Here is a 26775-nt window from a genome sequence, read left to right as displayed (position 1 = left end):
ATCCGCTACGCTAAGGGCATGGAAAATGCCTTTGTCGGCGGATAAACCGCTGTTGTTGGTATCAGGAGAAACGATGATCGTCCTGTGCAATATGTTAATCCTGCTGGCCACCGTGGCCTGCATGGAGATCGTGGCGGCGCTGTCGCACAAATACATCATGCACGGCTGGGGGTGGGGCTGGCACCATTCACACCATAAGCCCCACAAAGGCGGGTTTGAATTAAACGATCTCTATGCTGTGCTTTTTGCCGGTCTGGCGATCCTGTTGGTTGCGCTCGGCACCGCGGGCTACTGGCCGTTACAGTGGATTGGCGGCGGGATGACCGCTTACGGGGCGCTCTACTTTATTGTCCATGATGGTCTGGTCCATCAGCGCTGGCCATTTCGTTACATCCCACGCCGGGGCTATCTGAAGCGTTTATATATGGCGCATCGCCTGCATCATGCGGTCCGGGGGCGCGAAGGGTGCGTCTCCTTCGGTTTTCTCTATGCGCCGCCATTGCCCAAACTGCAGGCGGCGTTACGGGCGCAGCAGGGCAAAAAGGTTAACGGGGACGCTGCCAGAGCCCGGCCGGACGCGCCGGAGCGGACGCCGCCCGCGAACTGAGCGCCAGCCCGGCGCCGGAAAGCAGTAGGGTAAGCTTTTCCGCCCGGCTGGTACCCTGACGACGATCCCAGGCGTGTTCACCGGCATGAGAGACTTTCATTCCGATGGCGCGATAGACGCCGCGTGCGGTGGCGATGGCCCAGGCGGAACGCAGCGGCAGATGGCTAATGCCGGCGCGTGCCGAGGCGTAATAGGGTTCCGCCGCCGCGACCAGGCGCGCGGCGACCCGGGACAGCGCAGCGCGGTGCGCGGGATCGGCAAAATTATTCCTGTTGAGTCCCGCCTCAGCCAGCCAGCGCGCAGGCAGGTAGCAGCGTCCGACGCGGGCATCTTCAACGATATCACGGGCAATATTGGTCAGCTGAAAAGCCAGCCCCAGATCGCAGGCGCGGTCGAGCACAGCCTCATCACGCACCCCCATGACGCGCGCCATCATCAGGCCGACAACGCCCGCCACGTGATAGCAGTAGCGCAGCGTATCCTCCAGCGTTTCGTAGTGCTCATCACGCACATCCATTGCAAAGCCTTCCAGATGATCGAACGCCTGCTGCTGTGGGATAGCATGCCGCTGCGCCACCTGCTGAAAGGCGATAAAGGCAGGCTCGCTCATCGATTCTCCCGCGCAGGCGCGACGGGTCAGGGTCTGTAACCGCAACAGGCGCGCTTCCGCAGAGTCACCGGCGGCGACCGGATCGGCAAAACCCAGCGTTTGTCCATCAATAACATCGTCGCAGTGGCGGCACCAGGCGTAGAGCATCAGCGTGCTGCGTCGGGTGCGAGCATCAAACAGCTTTGCCGCAGTGGCAAAACTTTTCGAACCCACCGCCATGGTGCGGGTCAGCTGGTCAGCAAAGGCGTCACTCATGGCGTCAGATCCTCCAGCATCAGCGAGGCGGTGGCTTTGGCGGAGCCAATGACCCCCGGCACCCCGGCGCCCGGATGGGTCCCGGCGCCGACCAGATAGAGATTGGCGATCTGATCATCGCGGTTGTGGGGACGGAACCAGGCGCTCTGCGTCAGTATCGGCTCGATGGAAAAGGCGGAGCCCAGATGGGCGCCCAGCTCATCGCGGAAGTCAAAAGGCGTAAACATCCGCTGGGTCACTAATTGCTGGTGCAGGCCGGGCATATAGTACTGCTCCAGATAGCTGAAAATACGATCCCGCAGGCGCGGCCCTTCCTGCGCCCAGTCCAGATTGGCGGTACCCAGATGAGGCACCGGTGCCAGGACGTAATAACTGCCGCAGCCGGGCGGAGCGAGCGAGGGATCGGTGGTACAGGGCGCATGCAGATAGAGCGAGAAATCTTCTGCCAGATGCTGGCTGTGAAAGATATCGTCAATCAGTTCGCGATAACGCGGGCCAAAGCACACGGTATGGTGCGCCAGATGATCGTGATGATGATTCAGGCCAAAGTAGAGCACAAACAGCGAGTTGCTCATGCGTTTGCGCTTCAGGGTACGTGCCCGTGCCTGACCGGCGGGATGATGGCCGAGCAACTTGTCATAGGTATGCACCACGTCAGCGTTAGAGGCGACTGCTGTACAATCGAAGCGACGCCCGTCTTGCAGGGTGACGCCACTGACCCGATCGCCGTGCATCTCCAGACGACCCACCGGCGCGTTCAGCACCAGTTCACCCCCCAGATCCTGAAACAGACGCACCAGCGCCTGCACCAGCGCGCCGGTGCCGCCGCGGGCAAACCAGACGCCCCATTCGCGTTCCAGGGCGTGAATCAGCGTATAGATCGACGAGGTTGCAAAGGGGTTGCCGCCTACCAGCAGCGAGTGAAAAGAGAACGCCTGCCGCAGATGCTCATCCTCAATAAATTCGGCGACTTTGCTGTAGACGCTGCGCCAGGCCTGCAGACGCGCCAGCTGCGGACCGGCGCGCAGCATGTCGCGGAAAGAGAGAAAAGGCACCGTGCCCAGTTTCAGATAGCCCTCTTTAAACACGGCGCGGGAATACTCCAGGAAGCGCTGATAACCGGCAACATCATGCGGATTAAAGCGGGCAATCTGCTGCTCAAGCCGTTGCTGATCGTTATCGTAATCCAGCACCTTGCCGGATTCCCAGCAGAGCCGGTAGAACGGCGTAACCGGCAGCAGTTCAACGTAGTCGCTCATACGTTTGCCCGCCAGGGTAAACAACGCTTCAATGGCAGAGGGATCGGTAATCACCGTCGGGCCAGCGTCGAAGGTAAATCCCTGATCCTGATAAACATAAGCGCGACCGCCTGGCTTATCACGCTGTTCGAGCAGGGTAACGGGAATGCCATTTGCCTGTAACCGAATGGCCAGGGCCAGGCCGCCAAAACCGGCCCCGATAACGATAGTTCTTTTCATAATGGCGCTCGTAGCCGGGAATGTAGTTTGAGTATGGCCTGAATCGCCGCGCGTACCGGGACCGGTGGTTTGCCTGTCAGGATGCGCGCCTTATCAGCCAGGGTAAGTTGACCCGCGTAGAAGCGGTCGATCACGCCCTCATCAAGGCGGTAAAAATGTTGCATCACCTGCCAGCGCTGATCGGGCTGCCCGGCGAGAAAGAGCATACGATTGAGAATGCGGAAAAAGCGCTGCTGCTGCCACTGCCGGCGGGCATAGCGCTGAATCAGGGCAAACAGCACCTCATGGCTCAGCACGCTCTGCGCCGCAATGCGCTCTGCCAGCGCCACCGCCTGCGGCAGCGAATAGCCGGTGGTAGGATGGAACAGTCCGGCACGCAGACCGCTGCACGGCTGCCCCTGTCGTTGCGCCCAGAAGGCGTCAGGCTCACCGCTCAGCGTAATCGCCAGACTGCCATGCTCTTCACGTTGCAGTTTATCCAGCAGCCAGCCCTGGCGCTCAGCATAGCGGGCGATCTGCTGACGCGCCTGTTCAGCGTCGAGCCGGGCGCCATCGGTATAACGCGTATCCTCAATCAGTAAGGTATCAGCCGACAGCGGCAGGGTATAGATAAAGCGAAAGCCCTGCAGCTGATCCACGGTGGCGTCCATCAGTATTGGGCGTGTCAGACCGTGCGGGTGACTCAGTTGCCACTGTTGCCCCAGAAAGGCCTGAAAACCCACGGTGAGCGCGGGATCAGGCTGGTAACCGCGCCCGTCAATCACCGTAGCGGCGCTGAAGGTTTCGCCGCTGACCAGCTGTATCTGGGCAGGCGTTACCTCTGCCACCGGACAACCGGTCAGTAAATTCTCTCCCAGCGCCTGACGCATGACCTGAGCAAAACGTTCCGCGCTCACGCTCAGGTAGCCGCCGGGTAAAGTACGCACCCGCTGAGGAAAGCGGACGTCATAACCTTCCCAGCGATGTGCCACCAGCGGCGCGATCCAGGCGTGTTGTTCAGGGCGAAGATCGGCCTGATGAAAGGACCAGGTATGGTTGCCGCCTGCCTGTGGGCCAGCTTCCAGCATCAGCACCTTCAGTTGCGGCTGACGCTGACGTAAGCGCCAGGCGATCAGGCCATTGGCCAGTCCGGCGCCGACCAGAATGAGATCCCAGTGACGTCTCACAGCTGCGTCTCCGCCAGAACCGGCTGTTGCGTGCCGAGCGCGCGCTCGACGATATCTGCCGCTTTTTCCACGCCCCCGGCGTGGCGGAGCTGCTGTTGCGCCGCAGCTAGCTGCCGCTGGTAGCGATCATCCGTCAGTAAGGCGTGTAAATGATCGGCAACAAGCTTGCTGCTGGCGAAGCGCGAAATGCGGCGGCCAATGCCGCTGTAGACCACCCGTGCCGCGACCCCTGGCTGATCGAAGGCGATCGGCACGCACAGAATCGGGACGCGGTGGGTAATGGCATCCATGACCGTGTTCAGCCCGCCGTGCGTAATAACGACCTGCGCCTGCGCCAGTATTGCGGGCTGGTCAACGAAATCGGTCACCCAGGCGGCGCCCTCCCTGCGCAGCGCCTCCTCCTGCTGTGGGGTAAGGCCGCCACAATGAGCCACCACCAGCGACGCGCCAGCGCGGCGGCAGGCGCGCGCGAAGGTACGGAACAAAGCAAAACGGTGACCCTGTAACGTGCCCAGCGAAGCGTAAACCCGCGGCGTTGCTGACCCGCCAGGCCAGGGCATTGGCTGAGGCGAGGAGAGGGCAGGAACACGCAGCGGGCCGGGCGCATGGTAACAGGCGGGCAGCTGGTGCCGCGGGAAATCGAAGAGAGGTAGAGTCTGACTGATCTGCGCCAGCGGGGAGAGACATTCATGCAGTGCCTGGCGGGGCGGCAGGCCAAAACGCCGGGCGTGCTGCGCGATCACCGCTCCCTGGCGGCGCATCAGCCAGTCATGCACGCGGCTGCTCATGTCATAGAGTCGTCTTGCCCGTTCATCGGTGGCGTAGTTAAATGGCATCACCGGCAGCGGCAGGCCAGGCTCGCGATTGACGGGCAACGCACAGGCCACCGAAACAAAGGGTAATCCCAGCGCCTCAGCTACCAGCCCGCCGGCCGCCTCCATCTGATCAACAATCAGACCCTCTACCTCCAGCTGTGCAATGGCTTCCGGTAACGCGCAACACAGCATCTCCGTGGTGCTGGCAAGATCATTGATCACCCGGTGTATCAGCAGACCGGACGGACTCGCCAGCCGACGCAGGGTGCGTGCCAGCGAGCCGGGCGGGTGGCTGTCTCTCCCTACTACATGAAAGCCGATACGCGTATCGCTGAGCAGATTGCGCGCGTCCGACTGATGGATAAAGGTGATTTGATGACCACGCGCCAGCAGCGTGCAGGCAAGCGCCTGCAGCGCGCTGAAGTGACTGTAAAGCGGTGGTGCAATAACAGCGTAATGGCTCATATCAGCCAAGCATGGTCAGTTGCTGACTGAACCAACTGTTCATAAAGTGTCGGGTCGCCGCGCCCTGTTCGCAGGCGCAGGCTAAATGGGCATCGGCGCTTTGCAGGTGGGCACGCAGCTGCTGCTGTGCCGCCTCAGCGCCCATTATCGCCACCAGGGTAGACTTACCCGCATCCTTGTTGATGTCCTTACCGGTGGTGGGCAGGCTGTCCGCCAGATCGTCGAGCAGTTGAAAGGCCTGGCCCAGATCGCGGGCAAAACAATGCAGCTTATGCCGCACCGGCAACGCCGCATCGGCTACGATTGCCGCCATTTGCAGCGTGGCTGCAAACAACATACTGGTTTTCAGCTCATTGGTGGTCAGGATCGCTTCGGGTGAACGTTCATGCTCCCCTTCGCTCAGATCGCGGAATTGTCCCTGCACCAGGCCTTGCTGCCCCACCGCGGCCGACAGCTCCGCGACGGCCTGCGCGCGGCAACTGTCGGAGAGCTCGCGGGCATCGGCGACCACACCAAAGGCTTTACTCAGCAGGGCGACCGCCGCCAGAATAGCGACGTTTTCGCCGAACTGACGATGAATGGTCGGCCGGCCACGACGCAGCAGGGCATTATCCATGGACGGAATATCGTCAAGCATCAGCGAGGCGGCATGCACCATCTCAACGGCGCAGGCAAAATCGAGCAGGCCGGGATGACGAACGTCACAGCCCAAATCTCGCGCGGCAAGCAGCAACAGCAGTGGCCGGATACGCTTTCCTGGAGCCAGCACCCCTTCACGCATCGCGGCACTGACCCGGTCATGCTCTTCACCTGCCGGTAACAGTTGCTCAAGACGGGCTTGCAGTGCCTGACGCACCGCCTGCATATCATCCTCTGCATTCCAGATTTTTTCTGCACTGGCTGTCATTATCGCTTTCCCTGATTGCCGCAACCGCTTTGGTATTTAACGCTAAGTAAAGACTGCGGCTTCGGTATATGCCAGGTTACCAGGATTAATTTACTTTGGGTGTGACTACAACGACTGATTCTGCGGCAAAGGCGAGAAAGGGATGCCCGCCGTGCTGTCAAAAAACGCTATTGCAGCAGCCTGTTTAACAGCGCGATCACCTGCTGCACCTCGGCAGAGGTCAGCGCCCCCTCTCTGGCGAAACGCACTCTGCCCTCAGCATCGAGCACCACGACAGCGGAGCTGCCCGCCGCCAGTGCCCAGACGCGTTTTGCCTCTCCCTTGCTGTCGATAACAAACTGCGATTCGGGGGCGGTTTTTTTACTGCTCTCGATGGCGCGACGTACAAAGATGGCACTGCCAGGAATGGCATCATCAGTATTAACAATCGTGATGGTCTGGTAACGATCGGCAGGCAGACGTGCCGTAGCGATAGCGTCGGTGAGCGCCAGATTGAGATCCTTAGCAGAAAGGCGGCCGGCGATATGCAGCAGCGCGCGCACTTTGCCGGTCAGCTGGGCGCTGTTCCAGCGGGTATAGTGCAGTTTTCCCTGCGAAAATTGCAGCTCGCCGTTCTCCGCAATACCCACCGGCGCGACGCGTGCGCCCTCAGTAAAGTTATGCGCCAGGGTGCTTGCGGGCAGCAGAAGCGCAACAATAACAGCAAAAGTAGCGGGCAGCGCCATGATGTTCTCCGGAAACATTATCGCGTGGGGGTGGGCTTGCGCCGGACCGGCAATCTTTATTCACGCCAGTATCGTTGAGCTTGTTGCTGGTTGCCACTTTCCGCCGGGGGCGATTGAACAGACTACAGTGATGACCGGACCGGATTAGCTGTTCAGCTAAAAAAGGCCCCCGGGCGCGCCGGGGGAGAAACAGTATGCAATAACACCAGGGAACAGGACGATTTCAGGCTATAAAGCCCGGACGGGCGTATCAGGATATTGCCTCATTCAGCAATAGTGCTAATGACTTTAGCAGGCTTTTTTCAGGCGGAACGGATTCAACGTTAAGATGTGACTGGTATCACGCAAATAACGCTTATCAGGTCCAGCGCCAGACTACCTTAACGTCCGGAGGACGGTTGTGATTTCAGCAAGTCACAGACTCTTTGATCTTCTCCGGGACGCATCCTGTTTCGGTGTCAGGGAAAACCTCAGATTTTAGGCAGCTTATCAAACAACTGCTTCATCTCTTGCGGAAAGCCAGTGGCAAGCGTGTCGCGCAGATCGCGCATTGCTGAGTCAAAATCTTTTGGCCGCTCCTCTTTTTGCATTTTCTGGTGAGCATCAACGTTCTCCTGCAGGCCGCTGAACACGCTGTTCATCTCATCCAGCATCTGTTTACAGGTCTGATTCACGTTATTAATAATGGTCCTGGCCGTATCCGCGCCGGATAGCTCCATGGTCTCTATTCCCTGCAGGAACGGGGCCAGTAATTCCTGTTGTGCAGCTTGCGCGCTTTTTGTGCCCGAGGCGATAAAGGCCTGAAATTTTTTTGGATCCAGCATGTGATATTTCCTTTTATCAGGTTAAAGGGATTCCGGACAGGGGAACGGGGTCAGGGCGCGTGACCAGAGCGGGTAATCTTTCATGGTCGCACTCAGTTCGAGGCGGAAAAGCGCCTCAGTGCCATTTACGGTCAGTGTCAGTTCGCGCCGCTTCTCGCCAGAGGTGATGGGGTGACTGGCGTCATAAAAACGGAACAGCGCCCAGGGACCGTCAAAGCGCAGGGTCTCCACCCTGCCGTCACGGGTTTTCAGCCTCAGCTGCACATAAACGCCGCCTTTCGGCCCCGGCCAGTTGATATGTACCGGCGGCACGTAGCCGTGACTGTACACAATCTGCTGGCCATCAATATCCAGTACCGCTTCGGCAAACGCAGGGGATAACGCGAGCGGACGGATAAGCATCGACAGAGCCAGTTTGCCCGATGCGTCAAAAAAGGTGTCACGTATCAGCGCTGCATTTTCAAAAGCGGCGAGGGTCTGCTGCCCGACAACGCCCTGACTGCCAGGTTTCACCTGCCAGCGTCCTCCGCGGTTGTCTACGTAAGGGGCGAGATAACGCTCAAAAAAATGGTGCATTGCTCCGCCGGGAGCAAAGAGTCTGCCGAAATCGGCAATACCCACCTCTTCATGCGCCGAGCGTTTGAAAGGATATCTGCCGCTGACCGCCTTTTTACATAAACCGACAGCGAGGGAAGCCATGCCGCGGCCAAGGTTTTCTTTACTCTGCTGCAGACTTTGCGCCTGTCCGATGGCAATAAGATCCATGATGACGCTGCGTACCGGCTCAGGCTGCCCGGCCATGTCGATCTCCAGCCGGCTGAATTCACTGTTTTGCGGTAAAATCTGACCGGCACGCAGCGCAAGCGTCAGGGTGACGAGGCTGTTGTAAACCTGATCAAAGGCGCGGGTAAGCGGATCGCCGGAAGGGGACGCGGGGTTTTCCAGCGAGCCGGCCAGACGACGTAATGCCGTGAAGCGCTCAGTGATACTTTGCTCAGGCGTAGTACGGTGACGTGCCCGCTGGCCGTTCAGGTCATCAAGGATACCGCGCCGCACCTGTGACAAGCGGCGGCTCTGTTGTGCCAGCCAGCCCGGTACGTTAGCCAGGTTCTCATCGTGCAGCGTCACTTCGGTGGCGGCATAGCGCACCAGAGTGGCCAGCGGCGACGACGGTTCGGCAAGCTGACGTGCCAGCTGAGCCGCATCATCCAGTCCGCTCACCTGACGCAGGCGGATATCCTGCATAAAGCGCTCCCATTCATCGGCATACTGTATCAGGTACTGCTTTTGTGCCTCATCCGCCAGTTTTTGCGCGGCGGTGATGACATCAGCGTCGCTAAGGGCGTGCGCTGCGTTATTTAACACCCACTGCGCTTCTCGGATGATGGCTGCTGACACCGCCTGTAGCCGGGATAAAAAATGATCGCGATAACCCGCACGGGTATAGAAAGCCGGTATCGCTACCTCGGTAAGCCTGCTCTGGCTTTTCCGGCGCAGCACCAGCGCCGCTTCCTGACCGGCAGCATCAGCCAGGGTAACATTGTTGATATGCGGCGCTAACGGCTGGTGCTGAATCTCATGTATCACACGCAGCCAGAGCGGGATTTTCATCGCGCTCAGCTGCGCCCTGCGCAGCAGCGCCGCATCCGGGCTGGCTACCGGCGCTGCGGCTGAACGATCGCTGAAGAGCGCGTGCAGATAAGCGCGGAACCGCTGACGATCCTGCTCTGTGGATGACGCGGGGGCAAAGTCACGCCAGCGCGGCATAAACCAGCTTTCCAACAGCGCGGGATCGCGGTAGCGCGGATGGAGCAGCATCATATAGATTTTCAGGCTGTCATAGACTTCCGCGTCGGAGGAGAGGATGTTTTTATGCAGTTCCTGTACCACGAAGCGTTCGACGGCGGGCCAGAAAATCTTATACAGGTGGCGCTGCCAGGTCTGTTGCAGTGCTTTGCTGAGCAAGTGCTGTTCAGCATAGGGAAAAGGCAGGGGGGCGACACGGTCGACAAAGGGCGTAGAGAGATAACCCAGCTGTTCGCTGGCGCTCAACAGATCATTATGGTGCGGCGCTGATGGCAGCGCTTCCTCTGCCCGGCGCTTTGTCTCGGCAAAACGCGCTGCCGTCCAGACGATAGCGTTAGCCTCCTGAAAATAGCGGACAGCCATAAACAGCAGCAGAGAGAAGAGTATCAGCGTGACCACAACCTGACGACCCGCAGTCAGCAGGCGCTGAGGTAACGGCAGCGGCCCGGATGTCAACAAGATGCCGCGTTCGTCAATCGCCCGGGTAAGCGCAGGCGAATAGATGCCGCCAGCCGGACGCGTCGTGATGCTGCCGAGCCACAGCTGCCGCAACCGGGCGGCGTATCCGGCTGGCAGGCGCGGAAATACCTGCGGCAGCAATGCCAGCAGGCTGTTGCGCAGCGTCCCCAGCGTTTCGGTAAACAGCAGTAGCTGGTGACGCAGAGGGCTGTCCGGCGCATGCGGTAAAACTTCCAGAATATAGCGGCTGATGCGGGTCTGCAGGGCCGTAAAACTCGCTTCAGCGCAGTCCAGCGCGCTTTCCCCCTGTGGAGTCACCGGCAGCGCGATACCGAGACCTTCTGCCAGCAGCACGTCACTCAGCACCGTCAGAAAAGCTTCCCCGCCTGGTAGCCGGTCGAGCTGATTCAGCAGCAGGTAAACGGCGATGTCGCAACGAAACAGTGAAGCGGCCTCCAGCAGACGTACCCGTAACGTATCCGCCAGCGTTTTACGCTCACTGAGTGAGGCACTGAACAGCTCCGCGGCATTGAGGCAGAGAATCATGCCATCAATCGCCGGAAAACGACGATACTGGCGTATCAGAGAAAACAGCGTTTGCCGGGCGTGGCTCACCGCTTCGCTCTGATCCTGTAACTGCAGCCATTCACCTGACGTGTCGATATAGACCGCCCGTTCGGTCAGCCACCAGTTGCAATCCCGGGTAGGCCCGGTCTCCGTCGTCTGGCCCAGCCCGTAATGTTCCGGTAGCAAAAAGCCCTCACCATTCTGATAAATCATGGCAGTTTTGCCGCACCCCGGCGGCCCCATAATCAGGAACCACGGCTTTTCCCTGAGGTAGTTTTTGCTCCAGCGCTGACGCCAGCGTTGCCAGCGCGTTTTTTGTCGGGAGAGGTTCGCCTGTTGCAGCGTGCGCAGCGCATCATAAAAACGCGTAGTGATCCGATCCTGCGGCACCTTCTTCTTTTCTGGTCCGGGCAAGGGCGCGCGGGCATAACGGAAAAGAGGGCTGACGAGGCGCGCTGTCAGGGGCCAGAGCGCGTAACACAGCAGCATGGCGATAAGGATCTGCCGTACCCCGCTGCTGGCCAGGGGAAAGAAGGTGCCGATGGCGATCAGCGGGCCGATCCACCACAGGGCATAACACGCCAGCAGGATCATTATCAGTAGCAAAAATCGACGTATCATAACGCTCCCTGTTATTCCCCTCGCTCCCTGTACGCCTCCGGCGTCAGGTCAGCGTCACGCTGTCCGATTTTCCATAAAATGTCGACGCGCCGGTTACGGCGACGTCCCGCTTGCGTGGCGTTATCCGCCACAGGTTCGAACTCGCCGCGACCCACGGCGATAATTTCACGCGGGTACGCGTGATGAAGGGCCGTTTCCCGGAGCTTATTCGCCACTGTTCTTGCCCGCGCTTCAGAAAGTCTGAGGTTACTGTTAACGCTGGCGCGCCGGAAAGGCTGATTGTCCGTATGCCCGATGACCTCCAGATCCCCAGGCCATGGCGCCAGCGCAAGGCCCAGACGTTCAATGTTTCTCTTTTGTACGAAGGACTCGGAAAGCCGGGCCGAACCGGTATGGAAGGCGCCATCAGAGGTGAAAATCAGCAGCCAGCCGCGCGGATCTCTGCGTACCTCCAGCCATCCCTCGTGCAGAATATCCATCAGCGGCGCAGGCAGCGTCTCCATAATAGTGATCCTGCGCGGCTCAGGAGGAATCCAGGCGAGAATGGCGTGACGGAGAGGGCGTGCCTGGATATGAAGATGCCATGCGCTGAGGCCGTAAATCAGCAGAGCGATCAGTAAGCCATAACCGAACAGCCGGGAAGCCCTGATCCCGGCGCGTCGTGGCGGAATTGAGGGACAACAAATGTCTGTCAGCGATTGCGTGGGGGTCTGGCCGTAGAGCAGAGTATGAAGGTGCGTGCGCAGATCCCTTAATAAAACGGCGCCGCGCTCCAGCATCTGATATTTTCCCTCAAACCCCAGCGCCAGTATCAAATCATAAAACGCCAGCACCTCGCGGTTTTGCTGCGCTGCCGTCAGATAATGCGCCAGATGGGTGAAACACTTTTCGCCTCCCCAGGCGTCCCCGTGAAATTCCACCAGCAGGCTCTGAGGCACCGTTTCGTCTGTTGGCAGACTGGCGAGTACGCCGTCAATATAGGTACACAGCAGATAAGACAGCTGCATCACTGCCTCAGTCGGATAAGGCTTCCGGCTGAGCGTCTGCTGAAAAGCATCGATTTCCCGACCAATACGCGGCCGCCATGTCGTCAGAGACATGGCCGGATCATTGCGCAGACGTTCAATCAGCAGCAGCAGCGGCATCGCGGCGGCGATAGCAGGATTATCCCAGACGCCTGTTAACGCGGCGGGATAAGCGGTGTCCGTACAGCGCTCGTGAGTCGCCTGTCCCGGCAGCGCCGTCACATCAGGCCCGGCTGCAGGCGGGCCCTGTGTCGTCTGCCTCTCTGGCTGGCTTGACGGGGGCCAGAGTGCCCTTAAGGTCAGCCGCGGGTCACTCTGCTGCCAGGGGAGCCTGTTTGCTGACTGAGGTACTGGCGCGAGAGGATCAGCGAGCGAAGGTTCGGGCTCTGTCATCCCTGCCTCCCCTGGCGCAGTCCCCAGGCCTCAAAGCGCAAACCGGGAAAATCGCCGACAATACTGAGCGCCATCGCGCTGCCCGCCAGCATCTCACTGTAGAGCGGGTCGCTGCTGTCGGCCTCGAAATAGAGGCTGTCGGGGTAATAGGGCAGATAACGCGGCGGCGTCGCCATGGGCAACAAACGTGCGCCAGGCAGCTGTAAGTCGATAAGCTGGACAATTTTTTCGACCGGTCCCAGCTTGGTCTGTGCCGGAAAACGCGTGCGTACCGCGTCGGCCGGAAGCTGCGTTGTTACCACAAAAATGAGCTTTTCCATCCGGCGCTGTGCATCATTCGCGCAGAGATAGAGGTTGTCGCCATGCTCCACAAAGGGCAACGCCACGGCCGGTGCTTCAATTACCAGCGAGAGCGCGCGTCGCAGCGCAGTAAACAGGGCGCAATAACCGTGATGGGGTTCATGGTGCCGGTAATGTAAGTCCTGCTGCTGCCAGATTTTCCTGCCGCCGGGCAGGATATTCAGGCGTCCCAGCAACCCCAGCAGGATGTAGAACAGACGCTCCGGGTGGACCTGACGCTGGACCAGGAGATGAGAGAGCTGCAGATGATATTCACTGAGCGTCTGCAACAGCAGCAGCTCAAGCAGTTCAGACAATCCTCCTGGGGTCAGTGGCACATCGGGGCGACAGAGCACTTCCAGGCGCTGACTCAGCAGGCCCAGCAGCTCGCTGGCTGCGTTTTCAAGCCAGCCGCTGGCCCGAAAGTCGAGCATGGGTGGCAGGTAATCACCATCCAGCAGCAGGCGGCCATCGCGGGTACGCTCTTTGATCAACGCCACCGGCAGCACGACTTCCGCCTCGCTGCTGGCGCTGCGCAGATTCAGGCGGGTTTGTAACTGACCCAGCTGAAGTCGCGCGGCCAGCGGCGCGCCCTGCGCAGCGTTGCCGGGATGGCGATCCGGAATCTCCGCCTCCACTACGCTGTAGCGACTACAGCGCTGGCTCTGGCTCAGATCAATAAAGGGATTGCCCGGCATATCACGCAGTATGCTCAGGCCAATCACCTGCCCCTGACAATCCTCACCGGGATCAAGCGGCAGCGGCAGCGGATCGCCATTGCCCAGCGTAAAAGGCGTGCCGTCGGGGAAAACGCCGCAGGCGCTGTTCAGCGCCACTTTTCCCTGTTCCAGCAAGCCCTGATTAAGCTTCAGTGTTTGAAATCCCCAGGCCAGCGCAACAGTGCTACGTATGCGCTGGTCGAGAAGATGTTCAAAATAACGCTCCTGCTGCTGGAAATGCTGGGGTTCCATCAGCATGCCTTCAACCCAGGCAACACGGTGTTTTAAAAACATCACAGTCATCCTTGTCTGATAACGGGCAGCGCCCGCTCAGCGGTCAGCCATCCAGCACGTCCTAGGCATTGATAAAATACTTGGTCTGGCTCGGAATGAGCTGCGTGCATAAAGCGTTGTAATTGTTCGTCATGCTCATATCCCCTAAACGCGTGGCGGGACTGCCCTGAATGAAATATTTTCCCGAGCCCTGCATCGGATCCATTTTGGCCGAGTGGGTGCCGGAAGCCGTCCCCAGCACCATGCCGGTATCGATAGTAAACAGGCGCAGGCTAGCCAGATTCTGCTCGTTACCTCCGCAGCAAAAATAGTGGCTGACATTAGGGATGGCGGTCACATTTGGTGCCATATTGATGCCGGGGATCGGAATCATCGGATCGCAGACGGCAAAACTCATGCCACCGGCCCGGGTATTTGCTGCTGTCACTGGCTTTACCCCATATGTACCTGACCGCCATCGATTCTGAGGGCGGCGGAGGCGTGAATCGAACCAATACGCCCGTGCAGGACGATACTCTGTTGCGCATGCTGGCTGATATGCCCGGCTTCGGTCGCATCCAGATGCGTGACTTGTTTATGCGCGTGTTGCGTGCTGATAAATAATGACTGTGTCACCTGGTGTAGAGTGTTTGCGCAGCAGTGCGCTGTGCGGGTCAGCAGGGAAAAATGCCCGCTGTGAATTTTCACCTGCTCTGTGCCGTGCAGAGCCAGCGTCGGTGCCGCGATATGCAGAGGCTGCTCGCCTGCATACAGCACCAGCGCGCCATCTTTCCGCAGGCGCTGTAAGATGGCGATAACAAAAGCCTGCTGCTGGTGAAACAGAGCGCAAACCACATCATCCGCTGCTGGCTGAATCAGACAGCTGGCCGCCGTCAGCAGCGAGAAATCCCGGTAACTGGCGAGCCGCAGCTCGCCTCTGGCATCGATACAGAGGCGATCGGTGATCACGCCCTGCGGACATGGAGGCGGCGTATCCGGCGAAGGGTGACAACCTGCCTCGTCGGGAGAGGACGCAACAGCACAGGGCGGGGTTAACTCAAACATAATGATGGACTCCTGTCGGGGGTAAGGGTGAGTGGGAGCGGATTTGTGGGCCAGGCTGATGCTGGCTGTACCACTTTTCAATTTGCATCAGCAGGGGCTCTGCGGTCTGCAGATGTCGATCCCGGGGATGTAGTTGCGCGCCATGAAAACGCGCGTTGGCAGTCCGGGCTACGCCAAGCGGGCTGTCACTGACATCAGCGCAGCGTAAATCGGCCCGCGTAAAATCGGTCTGTAACAGATGACATGCGCTGAGATGCGCGCGCCGCAGGCAGGAGTGCGTCAGCCGGGTGGCGACCAGATGACAGTCGCGTATTACCGCATCGGTCAGTTGTGCCCAGGGCAATTGTGCATAAGAGAGATCGCAACGGGACAGCGCGGCGTGGGTAAACAGGGCCGCGCCAAGGTTGCAGCCCTTCAGGTTACAGGCGTACAGTTGCGACTGCTGAAAACTGGCGTTTTCCAGCTTCAGCTGGCGGAAATTAATCTTATGGAGCTGGCAGTGACTCCATACCAGCGTGTCGCACTGGTTGCCTGTGTAGCGACAGCGCTCCAGCTGGCAACTGCCCATCACCTGACGAATCAGGGAACTCGCCTGCCAGATGACGCCACTGAGTTTACTGCCGTACCAGGTCGCGTCCTGCATTTTGCTGGCGCGCAGCCTGCAGCGGCTGAACACAACGTCCTGGGCTGTCCAGTAGTGGATAGCGACTTTGTCCCCGGAGACTTCATCCAGACGGCCGCCGGTCACCAGCCAGCGTTCCGCCAGACCCTGACGTAAATCCAGTCCGCGCCATGAACTCTCCAGGCAGGAGAGATGCAGGAAGCGAAAATCAGCGACACGAATATTCTCCAGCTGGCACTGGCGGAACAGACACCGCGCCAGGCTGACCCCCTGCAGCGTAACATTACTGAAACTGCAGTTTTCGAAATAAAGGGTTTTTCCCTGAAAATGCGCCAGCGTTAACTGGCTGAAAGTGCAATGGCTGAAAAGGATCTGCGTCAGCGTCACGTCCCTCAGTTGACGGCGGCGAAAGTGTTTACCATGGATCCGGCGTGCGGTTTCTGGCACGGTTGCAGACTCTGCGGGCATCATCTCATCATCCCTGTCAAGGTAAGCGGTTAAGCAGTGACCCGGCGACGGGGCAGCCACTGCACCTGTTCCATCAGGCAGCGTTCAAACCGGCTGGCGGCGTTAAGGCTGACCATCGCCATGCATGCCCCGGCCAGATTGCAGGCGCTGAATGTTGCATCACGTAAATCAGCGTGATACAGCATTCCCTGCTGCAGGCTGGTCGCTGTCCATGTCGCATGCGTCAGCACAGCTTCGCGCAGGCGCAGGCCGGGCATATCGCACGCCGTGACCTGCGTCTGGCTGAGATCGGCTTTATCGCAGCAGCTCTCCTGTAAAGCGCTGCGAATAAACTGACTGTGCTGAAGACGGGCCTGATAAAAGCCCATTTTCGCCATCTGGCACTGCTCGTAGCGGCTGGCGCAGAGGTTAACGCCCAGTCCGGTGGTGACGCTCTCCAGCGTACAGCTGAGAAAGCGGCTGCCCTCCCAGTCACCGCCGATAAGCGAATTCTTTTTCAGCAGGCTGTCGCTAAACGCGCTGTGTTGCGCGTCGCACTGTTCGAACAGGCAGGCGAGTATCTCTCCCTGCTGGTGCTGGCTCCGCTTCAGCGTGGCGGCGGTAAAGCAGCTGTGTCTGATTCGGCAGCGGTCAAAGCGACATGCGCTGAAATCGCCCCGGGTAATGATGTTGTGCTGCCACAGGCAGTCCGTCAGCGCACATGTCTGCAGATCGGTGGCTTCCATCGTCACTTTTTCCCATTCACAGCGGGCAAACTGCGCCTGTTGCCCACAGCTGTGCTGAAAAAAAGAGTCGGTAATGCGTACCTGCGTCATCACAGCATGCTGGTGCGAGGTGTGTTGAAACCGGCAATAGTCGAACCGGCAGTGAGTAAGTTCGCTGTGATCAAAACAGCAGCGTTCAAAAATGCAGCGGCGGAAGCGTTTATCGCGTAGCTGGCGGCCCGAAAAATCGGTGGCCGTAAAGGTGATATTTTCCGCGACGGCTGCCCCGGACTGCAGCCAGGCCGTCCCCGCATCCGCAGGCGGGGAAAGCGGCAGCGCATCAGCGTCTGCTGGCGGCGCGGGCTCCCTCTGTGCTTCCCGGCGTGCCTGAAGCTGTTGCTGAAGCGCGATCGCTGTCTGAATTTCCTGATAAAACCGCGCCGCTTCCTTCCGGGGCAGCGGCGCGGCGCTGTAGCGGCAGGAGTCAGGATGATCGGCAAGATCGCGGATCACGTTAAACGCCATCTGCTCAGGCATGAGGTCGGGATCGTTGAGAAACTCAAAGGGCGCGGCCTGCGCATTGAGACGACGGGCACAGACCTGATGGTAATGCGCTTCATCACGTAACGCCTGTACGGCATCAAGCGCCACTAACAGGGTTTCTGGCGGTTCAGCAAACAGGTGAGGCAGAGGGATAGCGCCGCTAAACACCATCAGGCCAATATCTTCATCCGGCAATAACCAGAGGGTTTTACGCAGCAATGGCACCTCTTCCGGCGCCGTTGCGCCTTTTTGCCAGATAAACGCCCGTGCCCGCACGCCCGGAAAGCGGCCGCTCAGCGCAGCATACTGTGGTCGAAAGCCCACCAGTTCAAAAGGCACTTCGTCAGGCCACTCCGCGACGTTTAACCACTGCGTTGGCACGGCCAGCTGAAAATAGCGCGGGTCGATAGCGGAGGGGAGACCGGGGAAGCGGGTCTCCAGATAGTGCTGATCTCTCATCAGCGGGGCGACCCGATCCAGATACTTTTTACGCAGCGGAAAGTCGGGGGGGACCGGCGTCGGGGCCAGCAGGGCCGGATGCGGCGGTTTTTCCTGCGCTGCTGTGATCATCAGCGGATGAGGGTTATCAGAAGACGTTTCGGCATGGCCCGGGCAGTGATCCAGCGCCCTACGCAGAAAGGGACGGAGGCGCCCATTCTGGCTGCGTTCCCCCTGCAGCTGCCAGCATCGCGTCAGCGGACCGACGTGGGCTGTTACCTCCAGCGCGCTGACTGGCTCACCTATTCCGGCGTGGCCGGCCAGCAAAAATTCAGCGAAAGGTTTGGGCTCTGCGCTATCCAGCATACGGAAAGCGAGTGGGGCCGCTTTCCACGCCTGCCAGATTTGCGGTTCCGTCACGAAGTGTGCTGGCCGGGAAAGGTAGCAGCCCGCGATGACGCTGATGCCCATCTGACAGTGGCGACCAAGCTGATAACTGTTTTTGAGCACTGTCAGCTGCTGGGGACGAATAATGCGCATGGTCTGGCTCTTCTCAGTTTTTGCTCTGCATACCCACGGTTTTCAGATCGAGGCCGTGGTCGGAGTAAGTGACACCGGTGTAATTCAGCGAGATGCCGGTCATATGAATTGCACTACCGGTATGAGTGACAGAATGACCGGTGATATTCATGCTGTTACCGGTGGTGCTGGTGCTGCTGCCAGTGGTCGTCACGCTGCTGCCGGTTTGACTAAAACTGGTACCGGTCAGGCTGATACTGCTGCCGGTTTTGCTGAGACTGGTGCCGGTGACGCTGGTTGCGCTGCCGGTGGTGGCGACGCTGAGGCCGGTATAGGTGACGCTGGTTCCGGTGTTGCTGGTACTGCTGCCGGTCATGGCGTAACTTTCTCCCGTCACGCTGCTGCTGCTGCCGGTCAGGCTATGGCTGTTACCGGTCATGCTATTCGCGTTGCCTATCATAATGCTGTGGCAGCCAATCATCAGGGTGTTGATGCCGACAGCGCCAGTGTTAATGCCGGTAAACGTGTTGGAAATGCCGGTAAAACCGTTGTAGATGCCGTTAAAATCGCTCCCGACCGCACCGCATGAGGTTCTTACCGCCGTGAAGGTGGTGCTGATACCGGTGGCTGACATATGCATGCCGGTGCTGGAAAGATCGCCGCCTTTGGCCGATACCGCCATGCCCGTGATGGAAAAGCTGATATCCTGGCAGGAGATATGATTACTGGCCCAGTCCGTTCGGGTTCGTTCGACGGTTTCATATTTATCCTGGCCGATGGCACAGGCATCATTACGTTCCACGCTTTTCTGCATGTCGCGTTCTGCATGAATCAGGATACGTTCGGCGCCGCGTTTATCATCGAAGGTTAGCTGGCTGGCGTGTTGCGGACGGCCAGAGCGTAACGAGCGGGAAACCAGGCCGGAATAGTTAATGTAATCCGGCAAGCGGTAAGGCGGCGGGTTCTCGCCGTTATAGACCACGCCGGTGACCACAGGACGATCAAGATCGCCATCAATATAGGTCACCAGCACCTCCTGGCCGACACGTGGCAGCGCCAGTACCCCCCAGCCTTTGCCTGCCCAGGCCTGAACGACCCGGATCCAGCAGGAGCTGTTTTCCTCCATACTGTTATCGCGATCCCAGTGAAAATGCACGCGAATGCGGCCATATTGATCCGTGTGCACTTCCGACTGCGGCGCACCGACCACCGTTGCGCTCTGAATGCCAGGCAGCTGCGGACGCGGCGTGGTACAGGCGGGACGCCAGGGCATATCCTCGCTCAGCGCCGTGAAACGGCAGACAACGTTGCGGCCAGTGCTGGCGCTGTCGGGCCCGTCCTGCACAAAGGTGTAATCGCAGCCTGTCAGTCTGAAGCGACAGTTGCGGGCGGCATCCGGATGCTGAATAAGCGCAAAGGTGTAGCCTGCTTTCAGCCCGCAGGCGTTGCTCTCGCCCTGTAACCTCTGTCCGGCACACTGGATCGCCTCAAGGCGTCGACGGGCGATCTCTTCACCTTGTCGGGTATCGGTATAACCCGCCGCATAGTCGTACTGTTCCAGCGGTATGCCTGGCAGCGGGATGCGGTCGCTTTCTACCTGCGTCTGCAGGGTATTGCGCGGATGAAGAAAATCATAATCGCGCAGTACAATGGTGCTGGCGTGGATGCGCTGACTGCGCCGGAGGGCCTGAATACCTTCTCTGATCGCCCGCTGTTCTTCGCCATCGGGCAGAAAGGGCAACTGCGCATAGTGCCTCTCCAGCAGCGGAAAGCGCTGACGATCGGTAATCACCAGCGTGTTTTGCGTGTCGCTGTGCTCAATGTAATACCAGAGACCCGCCGCCTCCAGTATCCGGTTGATAAAGTTCAGATCGCTTTCCGCAAACTGGACGCAATAAGCTTTCTGCGGATAACTCTCTGTAATATCAAAGCGATAATCCGCAAGGGGATAGCGGGCAAACACCTGATCAACAATGGTAATAACCGTTTCATCCTGAAAAATCCGGCTGTTGCTGTTTTGCAGCAAAAACCACAACCAGCTACTCAGTTCCAGACGATAGACAAACTGATTCTGACGCTGTCCGGCATCAAAGCCCGCCACTACATAGGTGAAAAATGTGCGGTAACCTGCCGCTTCAGGCAGTTCAATGTTGACCTTCACGATATCGCCCAACAGGGCGCTCAGATCAAGATCAGCATCGGCAACCTGAAATTCCAGCTGATAAAGCGGATTAACGGAAAGCTGCTCCCGGGTGGTAAAACTCAGCGGAAACGCCCCCAGAGCGGCCAGCTTTTCATTTTCAATCGTTATCAACGGCATTGCATTCCCTTGTTTATCAGGTCACCGTTCTGTACAGGCGCTGATCGATTAACGCTGAGCGCGGTTTCAGCCAGCCATTCCGGCCGGGTCTTACCTGACCAAGGTGAGCCGCCATCTCTGGCGAGGTCTGGATCAGTAAATGAATCTCCAGCACTTTGCGATAACGGACAGCGTCATGACAGATATGCACCAGCGCCTGCAGACGCTCACTGCCACGCTGAAAACAGTGATAATCGCGCACTGACACCGGACCTATATTCACCACCAGACTGTGCTGCACATCGAAAAAGCGTCGTCCCAGGCGCGTCACGCCCAGTTTCCCCATGCGCTGACTGTCCTGACTGCATGCTGCATCGATCCAGAGACCGCGCCCGGCAATAAGGCTGACCGGCAACGCGAAATAATGGGTAAGCAGGGCCTGTAAATGCCTCAGCGATCCCCTGCCGGGCAAAAAAGCGCCGGGAAAGGCCTGGCGCACCCGTTGAATATGCTTGTTATGCGTGATTCCCGGAGGCAGACCAGCCAGCTGGCGCAGATGAGATAAAAAGGGGTTGTGCTGGCTGCGGTCATGGCCGACCGAGACATGCAGTTGCGCCCAGGCACGATAGTGCAGGATCGCCATGCGCTGGCTCAGCAGCGCCGCCAGATCCTGAAAAGCCGGGTTACGGCGCGCCAGCAGCTCATGACGGGCATGTTCCGTCATATGAATCGGGAGCGGACCATAGGGGGCAAAGAGACCGAAATGTCGGCAACAGAGGGTCAGCGGCGCTGGCGTCTGACGCACATCCACCACTTCCCGCGGAGCAAAGCTCATATCGGCAAGCTGTACGATACGTAGATAGCGGTGGCTGCCGTCGCCCGTTGTGCCCAGTCGGGAACGGGTCGGCACGGCACGATCGATCCGGCGCAGCAGTTCAAAAAAATCCTGGCTGGCCGACAGACCAGCCACAAAGGGGGATTTCTCAGGCATAGAGCGGCCCCCAGTGTGCTGCCGTTTCACCATCGACCCTGACATGCATGCGCAAGCTCTGCCCCAGTTCGCAGTACTCGGCCAGCGCGTGATGCAGGATACGCGCAAACAGCAGCGCGCCCTGATCGCTGTGGTGGCTACCCAGCAGGTCCAGCGTCACTTCCACGCCACGGCTCCAGGCGATCGGTCCCGGCAGCGGGCTGCGCTCAAAGTTGTGCGCCACAGCGGCATGACGGATGCTGGTGATCCGTTTATGCTGACTGCGCGCCGCTGGCTGACAGAACAACGAAAGCCATTCCTGCAGCAGTTCCGCGATATCAGGCACCGCCGGCAAGGCGTAGCGCAACGGATTACAGGCCAGTAACTGCAGGGCCTTCCAGGCCTGCGACAGTGCCGGCAGGTCACCCGGCGATGAGGGGTGACGCAGCATCTCGATCTGCCTGACAGGAAGCATTGTCCCGGCGTGAAAAGCGGGTTGTTGCAGTCGGGAAGGGATCAGAGAGCGATCGCAGACCATGGCTTCAATGGCGAGCGACGTCACCTGGTCGACATCCAGTCCGCTTTCACCGGCTGAAAAGGCGATAAACAGACGCTCCTCCAGCAAAGCGGTGGAGGCGGGCGCATCCGGGGAGCTGATCGGCTGACAGCGGCGCAGGCTATAGCCGGCAGGCTGAGAGGTTTCGTTAAAACGTGCATAGCCGTGCAGGGGAGAAAAAGGGACATACGAGCTATCGGCCAGTAATCCGTTCACGCTGAGCAGATGATGGATGCGGTAGCGTTGCGGATTAAGGTGGTCGACTATGACCGGATATTCACTGTGCTCGCCGGTGATCAGCACCGGGCTGCAGCGCCGCTTGCTCAGATTAATCACCGGGGTCGCAAACAGGCGAAAATCATCGGCACTGATGCGATCCACCAGTGACGGGGGACAATGGCGTAGCAGAAACAATATTTCAAACGCATCGCACCGGGTGCCACGCTGTAAAAAATCGTTCATCCCTGCTAATTCCAGGCAGAAAAAGCGGGATGGCGCAGCAAAATATTCGCGCAGCAACGCGTAACCCGGCAGCTCGCCTGTGGCGCGCGGCAGCAATGCCTCTTCGCGGTTCAGTCCGCCCTGACGCAACTGATCCGGGGTCAGCCTGTGCATAAAAAGCTGACCCTCATTTTTTCCCCATAACAGGATCTGCGCGGTGTCATTCAGCAGCACCGACAGCAGCTGATGCGCTTTAACCTCATCCCCGGTGAGGGTCAGAATCAGCGGCGAAAAATCGAGTTCTGCCAGCGTGACGACGCCCTTGCTGCTGAAACGCAGGACGATATGCGCCTCGCCGGGCTGCAAAGCAGCAGCCACCTGCCGGGGCAGCGCGGTGGACGGAGCGGTGGCGCATTCGGCTGCGACAATCATGACCGGCTGCAACGTCAGCGAGCGGCCGGTGGTGAAGGTCACCGGCTTACCGCTGAGCGAGGCGTCGTGCAGCAGCATGTTGCTGCCCCTGGGCAGGGTCACTGCAGGGTGCCATTGCGGCGAGGTTAAATCGGGCTCCAGCGCAAGGGTGGCGATGGAGGGTTGCGGGGTATACCAGAAAGGCGCCAGTCGGGCGAGCATCTGCAGGGCAAACTCCGGCTGCTCATTATTGAGCCGCTCCTGAATACGCGCGCTGAGAAAAGCGCTTCCTTCCAGCAAACGCTCCACAAAGGGATCAACTACGCCGTCCGCCCGCATTCCAAGCTGTTGGGCAACCTGGGGATGCATACGGGCAAAGCGCTGCCCGTCTTCACGCAACGCGCGCAACTCTTCGTTATATAAAGCGAGAAAACTTTCACTGAGCATCTGCCGCTCCCGTTGGTTCATCCGTTGTCCGCGTTGCCGTTATAGCGCGCGCACCGTACCCTGCGCGTAATCAAAGGCGATACGCAGGCTGACAAGGCCCGCCTCAGCGGGGAGGTGACAACGGGCGTGGATAGCGAACAACAGGGCCAGCACGCAGGTCTGATCCTTATCGATGAGCGGCACCACTTTAATCGAGCGTGGATCCAGGCGCGGTTCGAAGGTGGCGATAATGCGCTGTATCTGCCACGCCAGCGTCATCAGATCGCTAACCACCGGCACCTGCTGACTGAGCGGGGGCAAACCGTAATTAACCACCGAGGTAACACACTGGGGATAAGCGCTGAGGTTCAGGGTTGCGCTGTGCGCGGCGTCGTTCAGTAAGTATTCGATATCGCGCAGCAGTACCGTACGCCAGTGCGGTAGACGGGCCTGTCCATGGCACAAACTCAACTTATCAAACAGTAGAGGAGCCGACGTTGTCATTGTTCATTCCTTTGAGATAAAACCCAAACTGCACCACAGCTGTGGAGCTGTCAGGTAGATTTACGACCATCAGATACGGGCATTCAGTTTCAGATCGTAACCCGATTTAATCACTGCGCCCATGGAGCCATCGTTTTTCTGCTCTTTGTACTCAAATTCGATACGCGCAAAGTTCAGGCTGATCACATCAGTAGGCAACACGGTATCAACCTGCGGGGCGCCGGCCACGCCGGGTGGCATATTGCCAACGGTTTTGAAGGAGGAAACCAGACAGTGGCTGAAGGTTACGGTCATGAAGTCCTGCTGTCCGTTACCCGATTTACGACAGACCAGACGGGCCTGCGGGATATGTTCGCCGGTGGCGCACATCATAAAAAGTTTCGGCGAGGCCTTGTTGGTCACCATGCGAAATTCGAAATCTTTCATCTCGACTTTGCCGGAGCCGCCACCGCTGCCGAATCCCCAGCGCCCGGCGTTTTCTTCCGACCATTGCCAGGCCTGGAGTTGGATCCAGCCGCTGTACGCCTGATCCGGAGACTCACCTTCCACACCTTCGATTTTAAGAAAATAATCCACTAACGCTGACATTGATTTGCTCCTGAAGTGACGTGATACTCGTTAAATATGCGGCAGTCGCCAGCGCGGCTTATCGGATACGCTGTGTGCTGGCGCGAACGACAGCTACTGATGCGTCTGACTTTCTTTGCTGGAAGGGAGCCGGGAGACCAGCCGTAGCGAGACCGTCATCCCTTCTAACTGATAGTGAGGTCGCAGGTAAAAATGCGCCCGGTAGAAGCCCGGATCGTCTTCGACTTCCTCAACACGAACCTCTGCCGCTGCCAGTGGACGTGCCGCTTTGGTCGCCTCGGTTGAAATGGTCGGATCGCCATCCACATAGTTCATCAGCCAGTCGTTAAGCCAGACCTGCATATCCACGCGTGAGCGAAACGATCCGATTTTGTCCCGCACGATGCACTTGAGGTAATGGGCAAAGCGGCAGGTAGCGAAAATGTAAGGCAGACGTGCTGATAATTTGGCATTCGCGGTGGCGTCGGGATCGTCATACACCACGGGTGAGTGCAGGGTGCATGAGCCGATAAAGGCGGCAAAGTCGGAATGTTTGCGATAAACCAGCGGCAAAAAACCCGCATTCGATAATTCATTTTCCCGCCGATCGGAAATGGCCATCTCCGTGGGGCAGGTCAGTTCATAACCACCCTCAGCAGAGGGAAAAGCCCAGGCAGGCAGCTCTTCAACCGAGCCGCCGGACTCGATGCCGCGGATCCTTGAACACCAGCCATATTCATTAAAGGCGCGATTAATATTGACGCCCATCGCATAGGCGGCATTCGCCCAGGTAAAATCGTGGATGGTATAGGGATTCACCACCTCCTCAAAGGCGAAATCGTCGACAGGGTGGGTTTTGGCACCGTAAGGCAGACGGGATAAGAAGCGCGGCAGCGTCATGACCAGATAGCGGGAATCGTTGCTCTCCCGCAACCGCCGCCAGGGGGCGTATTCCGGCGTGGTAAAGATTTTGCCGATATCGCGCGGATTACCTAATTCCTGCCAGCTGTTCATCTGCATAATGGCTGGCGATGCGGAGGTAATAAAAGGGCAGTGGGCGGCGGCAGCTATCCGTGCCAGCTCTGTCAGCAAGGTCACACTCTGCTGGCTGTGATCGAATTCAAAATCGCCAATCATGCAGCCAAAGGGTTCACCGCCAAACTGGCCATACTCCTGTTCATAAATCAGTTTAAAAATCGGACTTTGATCCCAGGCGGAACCGCGATAACGACGCAAGATTTTCGCCAGCTCATCTTTGCTGATATTGAGCACACGTATCTTCAAAGTATCACTGACTTCGGTATTGGCGACTAAATAGTTCAGGCCACGCCAGGCCGACTCCAGGCGCTGAAAAGCGTCGTGATGAAGGATCAGGTTCATTTGTGCCGACAGCTTTTCATCAATCGCGGCAACCAGCGCTTCTATGGTAAATACCACATCGCGGCTTACCGGGACTTCCCTGTGACAGGCCCAGCATGCCAGGGTTTCAATCGCCTGACGCACGGCCATCGCCGCTTCGTCAGTTCGCGGCCGGAAGGCTCGTGCCAGCAAATTATCCAGTTCACTGATTTGTGTCTCAGCAAAACTCACATCCGCGTCAGCGGGCAGGATGGACGTCCCTGTACGGTTTTCCACTATGCGTCTCCCTCTGTGGATTGCGCTTTATTTTCCTGCACCGCTGCCTCTTTGCGTTGCGCATCACTGGCCAGGCGCTGTAAAAAATCGGGCTGTTCCAGCAGCTGTTTCACCATTTCTTCCGCGCTGGCTTTCCCGTCCATATAGGTAATAAGTTCAGCCAGATGCGCCCGCGCCTGCAGCAACCTGTTCATTTCTGGAATATGGCGCGCCACTGCGCCGGGGGAGAAATCGTCCATGGAGGTAAATTCAAGTTCAATATCCAGCAGCCCACCTTCATCGCTCAGGGTGTTATCGACATAAAATTTCAGTCGCGGCTTAATTGCCCGCATCCGGCTGTCGAAATTATCCTGATCAAAGGTGACAAATTTACGCTCCTCTACAGCCGGTAAAGGGTGTTCCCGGTGTCCGGAAAGATCGGACATCACGCCAGTGACAAAAGGTAACTCGACTTTTTTATGTGATCCGTAAAGCTCCACGTCATATTCAATTTGCACGCGGGGGGCATTATTTTTGCCAATAAATTTCTGTGAACTGCTCTCCCTGCTCATCA

General features: G+C 58.6%; 21 protein-coding genes and 1 pseudogene. 1 reads left to right on the top strand and 21 read right to left on the bottom strand.

From position 1 onward, the window contains the following. Positions 1–73: 73 nt before the first annotated feature. A complete protein-coding gene (locus E0E17_RS19320) occupies positions 74–607 on the top strand; it encodes a sterol desaturase family protein (RefSeq protein ID WP_130835856.1) in 534 nt (177 codons plus the stop codon). On the opposite strand, the gene crtB is transcribed toward E0E17_RS19320, so the two are convergent. The 21 genes and pseudogenes from crtB to tssB all read right to left on the bottom strand — a co-directional run bounded on the left by crtB (position 546) and on the right by tssB (position 26773). Then, positions 546–1472 carry a 15-cis-phytoene synthase CrtB gene (gene crtB, locus E0E17_RS19315; RefSeq protein ID WP_237680848.1) on the bottom strand — a complete coding sequence of 309 codons (927 nt, stop codon included), beginning with the start codon at positions 1470–1472 and terminating at the stop codon, positions 546–548. The two genes, E0E17_RS19320 and crtB, sit on opposite strands and share 62 nt — an antisense overlap. Then, the gene (locus E0E17_RS19310) at positions 1469–2950 is read right to left on the bottom strand and encodes a phytoene desaturase (RefSeq protein ID WP_130835796.1); all 1482 of its coding nucleotides are present in this window, start codon (positions 2948–2950) and stop codon (positions 1469–1471) included. The genes crtB and E0E17_RS19310 overlap by 4 nt, the downstream gene beginning before the upstream one ends. Beyond that, entirely contained in the window at positions 2947–4116 is a 1170-nt protein-coding gene (gene crtY, locus E0E17_RS19305; RefSeq protein WP_130835795.1) for a lycopene beta-cyclase CrtY, read from the bottom strand. The genes E0E17_RS19310 and crtY overlap by 4 nt, the downstream gene beginning before the upstream one ends. After that, entirely contained in the window at positions 4113–5396 is a 1284-nt protein-coding gene (locus tag E0E17_RS19300) for a glycosyltransferase (RefSeq protein WP_130835794.1), read from the bottom strand. The genes crtY and E0E17_RS19300 overlap by 4 nt, the downstream gene beginning before the upstream one ends. A gap of 1 nt (position 5397) precedes the next feature. Beyond that, positions 5398–6303, bottom strand: coding sequence for a polyprenyl synthetase family protein (locus E0E17_RS19295; protein ID WP_130835793.1), 906 nt, complete (start codon positions 6301–6303; stop codon positions 5398–5400). Positions 6304–6470: 167 nt separating this feature from the next. Next, complete coding sequence (locus E0E17_RS19290; protein WP_130835792.1) at positions 6471–7028, bottom strand: YtfJ family protein; 558 nt, start codon at positions 7026–7028, stop codon at positions 6471–6473. A gap of 470 nt (positions 7029–7498) precedes the next feature. After that, on the bottom strand, positions 7499–7852 hold the full coding sequence (locus tag E0E17_RS19285) for a DUF6277 family protein (RefSeq protein WP_130835791.1): 354 nt from the start codon (positions 7850–7852) through the stop codon (positions 7499–7501). A gap of 21 nt (positions 7853–7873) precedes the next feature. Continuing rightward, entirely contained in the window at positions 7874–11305 is a 3432-nt protein-coding gene (tssM, locus tag E0E17_RS19280; protein ID WP_130835790.1) for a type VI secretion system membrane subunit TssM, read from the bottom strand. Between the two features lie 11 nt (positions 11306–11316). After that, positions 11317–12498, bottom strand: a pseudogene (gene icmH, locus E0E17_RS19275) (type IVB secretion system protein IcmH/DotU); the annotation flags it as partial. A gap of 221 nt (positions 12499–12719) precedes the next feature. Beyond that, positions 12720–14075 carry a type VI secretion system baseplate subunit TssK gene (gene tssK, locus E0E17_RS19270; protein WP_130835788.1) on the bottom strand — a complete coding sequence of 452 codons (1356 nt, stop codon included), beginning with the start codon at positions 14073–14075 and terminating at the stop codon, positions 12720–12722. Positions 14076–14136: 61 nt separating this feature from the next. Next, positions 14137–14502, bottom strand: coding sequence for a PAAR-like domain-containing protein (locus tag E0E17_RS19265; RefSeq protein ID WP_130835787.1), 366 nt, complete (start codon positions 14500–14502; stop codon positions 14137–14139). A gap of 5 nt (positions 14503–14507) precedes the next feature. Continuing rightward, positions 14508–15119 carry a DUF3540 domain-containing protein gene (locus E0E17_RS19260; protein WP_130835786.1) on the bottom strand — a complete coding sequence of 204 codons (612 nt, stop codon included), beginning with the start codon at positions 15117–15119 and terminating at the stop codon, positions 14508–14510. Beyond that, positions 15112–16212, bottom strand: a complete 1101-nt coding sequence (locus E0E17_RS19255) for a pentapeptide repeat-containing protein (protein WP_130835785.1) — start codon at positions 16210–16212, stop codon at positions 15112–15114. Before E0E17_RS19255 ends, E0E17_RS19260 begins: the two co-directional genes overlap by 8 nt. Before the next feature lie 26 nt (positions 16213–16238). Then, positions 16239–18434, bottom strand: a complete 2196-nt coding sequence (locus tag E0E17_RS19250; protein ID WP_130835784.1) for a DUF2169 family type VI secretion system accessory protein — start codon at positions 18432–18434, stop codon at positions 16239–16241. Positions 18435–18447: 13 nt separating this feature from the next. Further along, positions 18448–20733, bottom strand: coding sequence for a type VI secretion system tip protein VgrG (gene vgrG / locus E0E17_RS19245; RefSeq protein WP_130835783.1), 2286 nt, complete (start codon positions 20731–20733; stop codon positions 18448–18450). Between the two features lie 16 nt (positions 20734–20749). Next, complete coding sequence (tssG, locus tag E0E17_RS19240; protein ID WP_130835782.1) at positions 20750–21703, bottom strand: type VI secretion system baseplate subunit TssG; 954 nt, start codon at positions 21701–21703, stop codon at positions 20750–20752. Beyond that, the gene (gene tssF / locus E0E17_RS19235) at positions 21696–23537 is read right to left on the bottom strand and encodes a type VI secretion system baseplate subunit TssF (protein WP_130835781.1); all 1842 of its coding nucleotides are present in this window, start codon (positions 23535–23537) and stop codon (positions 21696–21698) included. Before tssF ends, tssG begins: the two co-directional genes overlap by 8 nt. Before the next feature lie 39 nt (positions 23538–23576). Then, on the bottom strand, positions 23577–24020 hold the full coding sequence (locus E0E17_RS19230; RefSeq protein WP_130835780.1) for a type VI secretion system baseplate subunit TssE: 444 nt from the start codon (positions 24018–24020) through the stop codon (positions 23577–23579). Between the two features lie 69 nt (positions 24021–24089). Continuing rightward, a complete protein-coding gene (locus E0E17_RS19225) occupies positions 24090–24608 on the bottom strand; it encodes an Hcp family type VI secretion system effector (protein WP_130835779.1) in 519 nt (172 codons plus the stop codon). A gap of 93 nt (positions 24609–24701) precedes the next feature. Further along, the gene (gene tssC / locus E0E17_RS19220; RefSeq protein ID WP_130835854.1) at positions 24702–26198 is read right to left on the bottom strand and encodes a type VI secretion system contractile sheath large subunit; all 1497 of its coding nucleotides are present in this window, start codon (positions 26196–26198) and stop codon (positions 24702–24704) included. Positions 26199–26221: 23 nt separating this feature from the next. Continuing rightward, positions 26222–26773 carry a type VI secretion system contractile sheath small subunit gene (gene tssB / locus E0E17_RS19215; RefSeq protein WP_130835778.1) on the bottom strand — a complete coding sequence of 184 codons (552 nt, stop codon included), beginning with the start codon at positions 26771–26773 and terminating at the stop codon, positions 26222–26224. Between the last annotated feature and the right edge of the window lie 2 nt (positions 26774–26775).

Origin of the sequence: [Erwinia] mediterraneensis, assembly GCF_900604315.1 — a bacterium.
Lineage (GTDB): Bacteria > Pseudomonadota > Gammaproteobacteria > Enterobacterales > Enterobacteriaceae > Pantoea > Pantoea mediterraneensis_A.
This window is presented reverse-complemented; position numbering and strand designations above follow the sequence as displayed.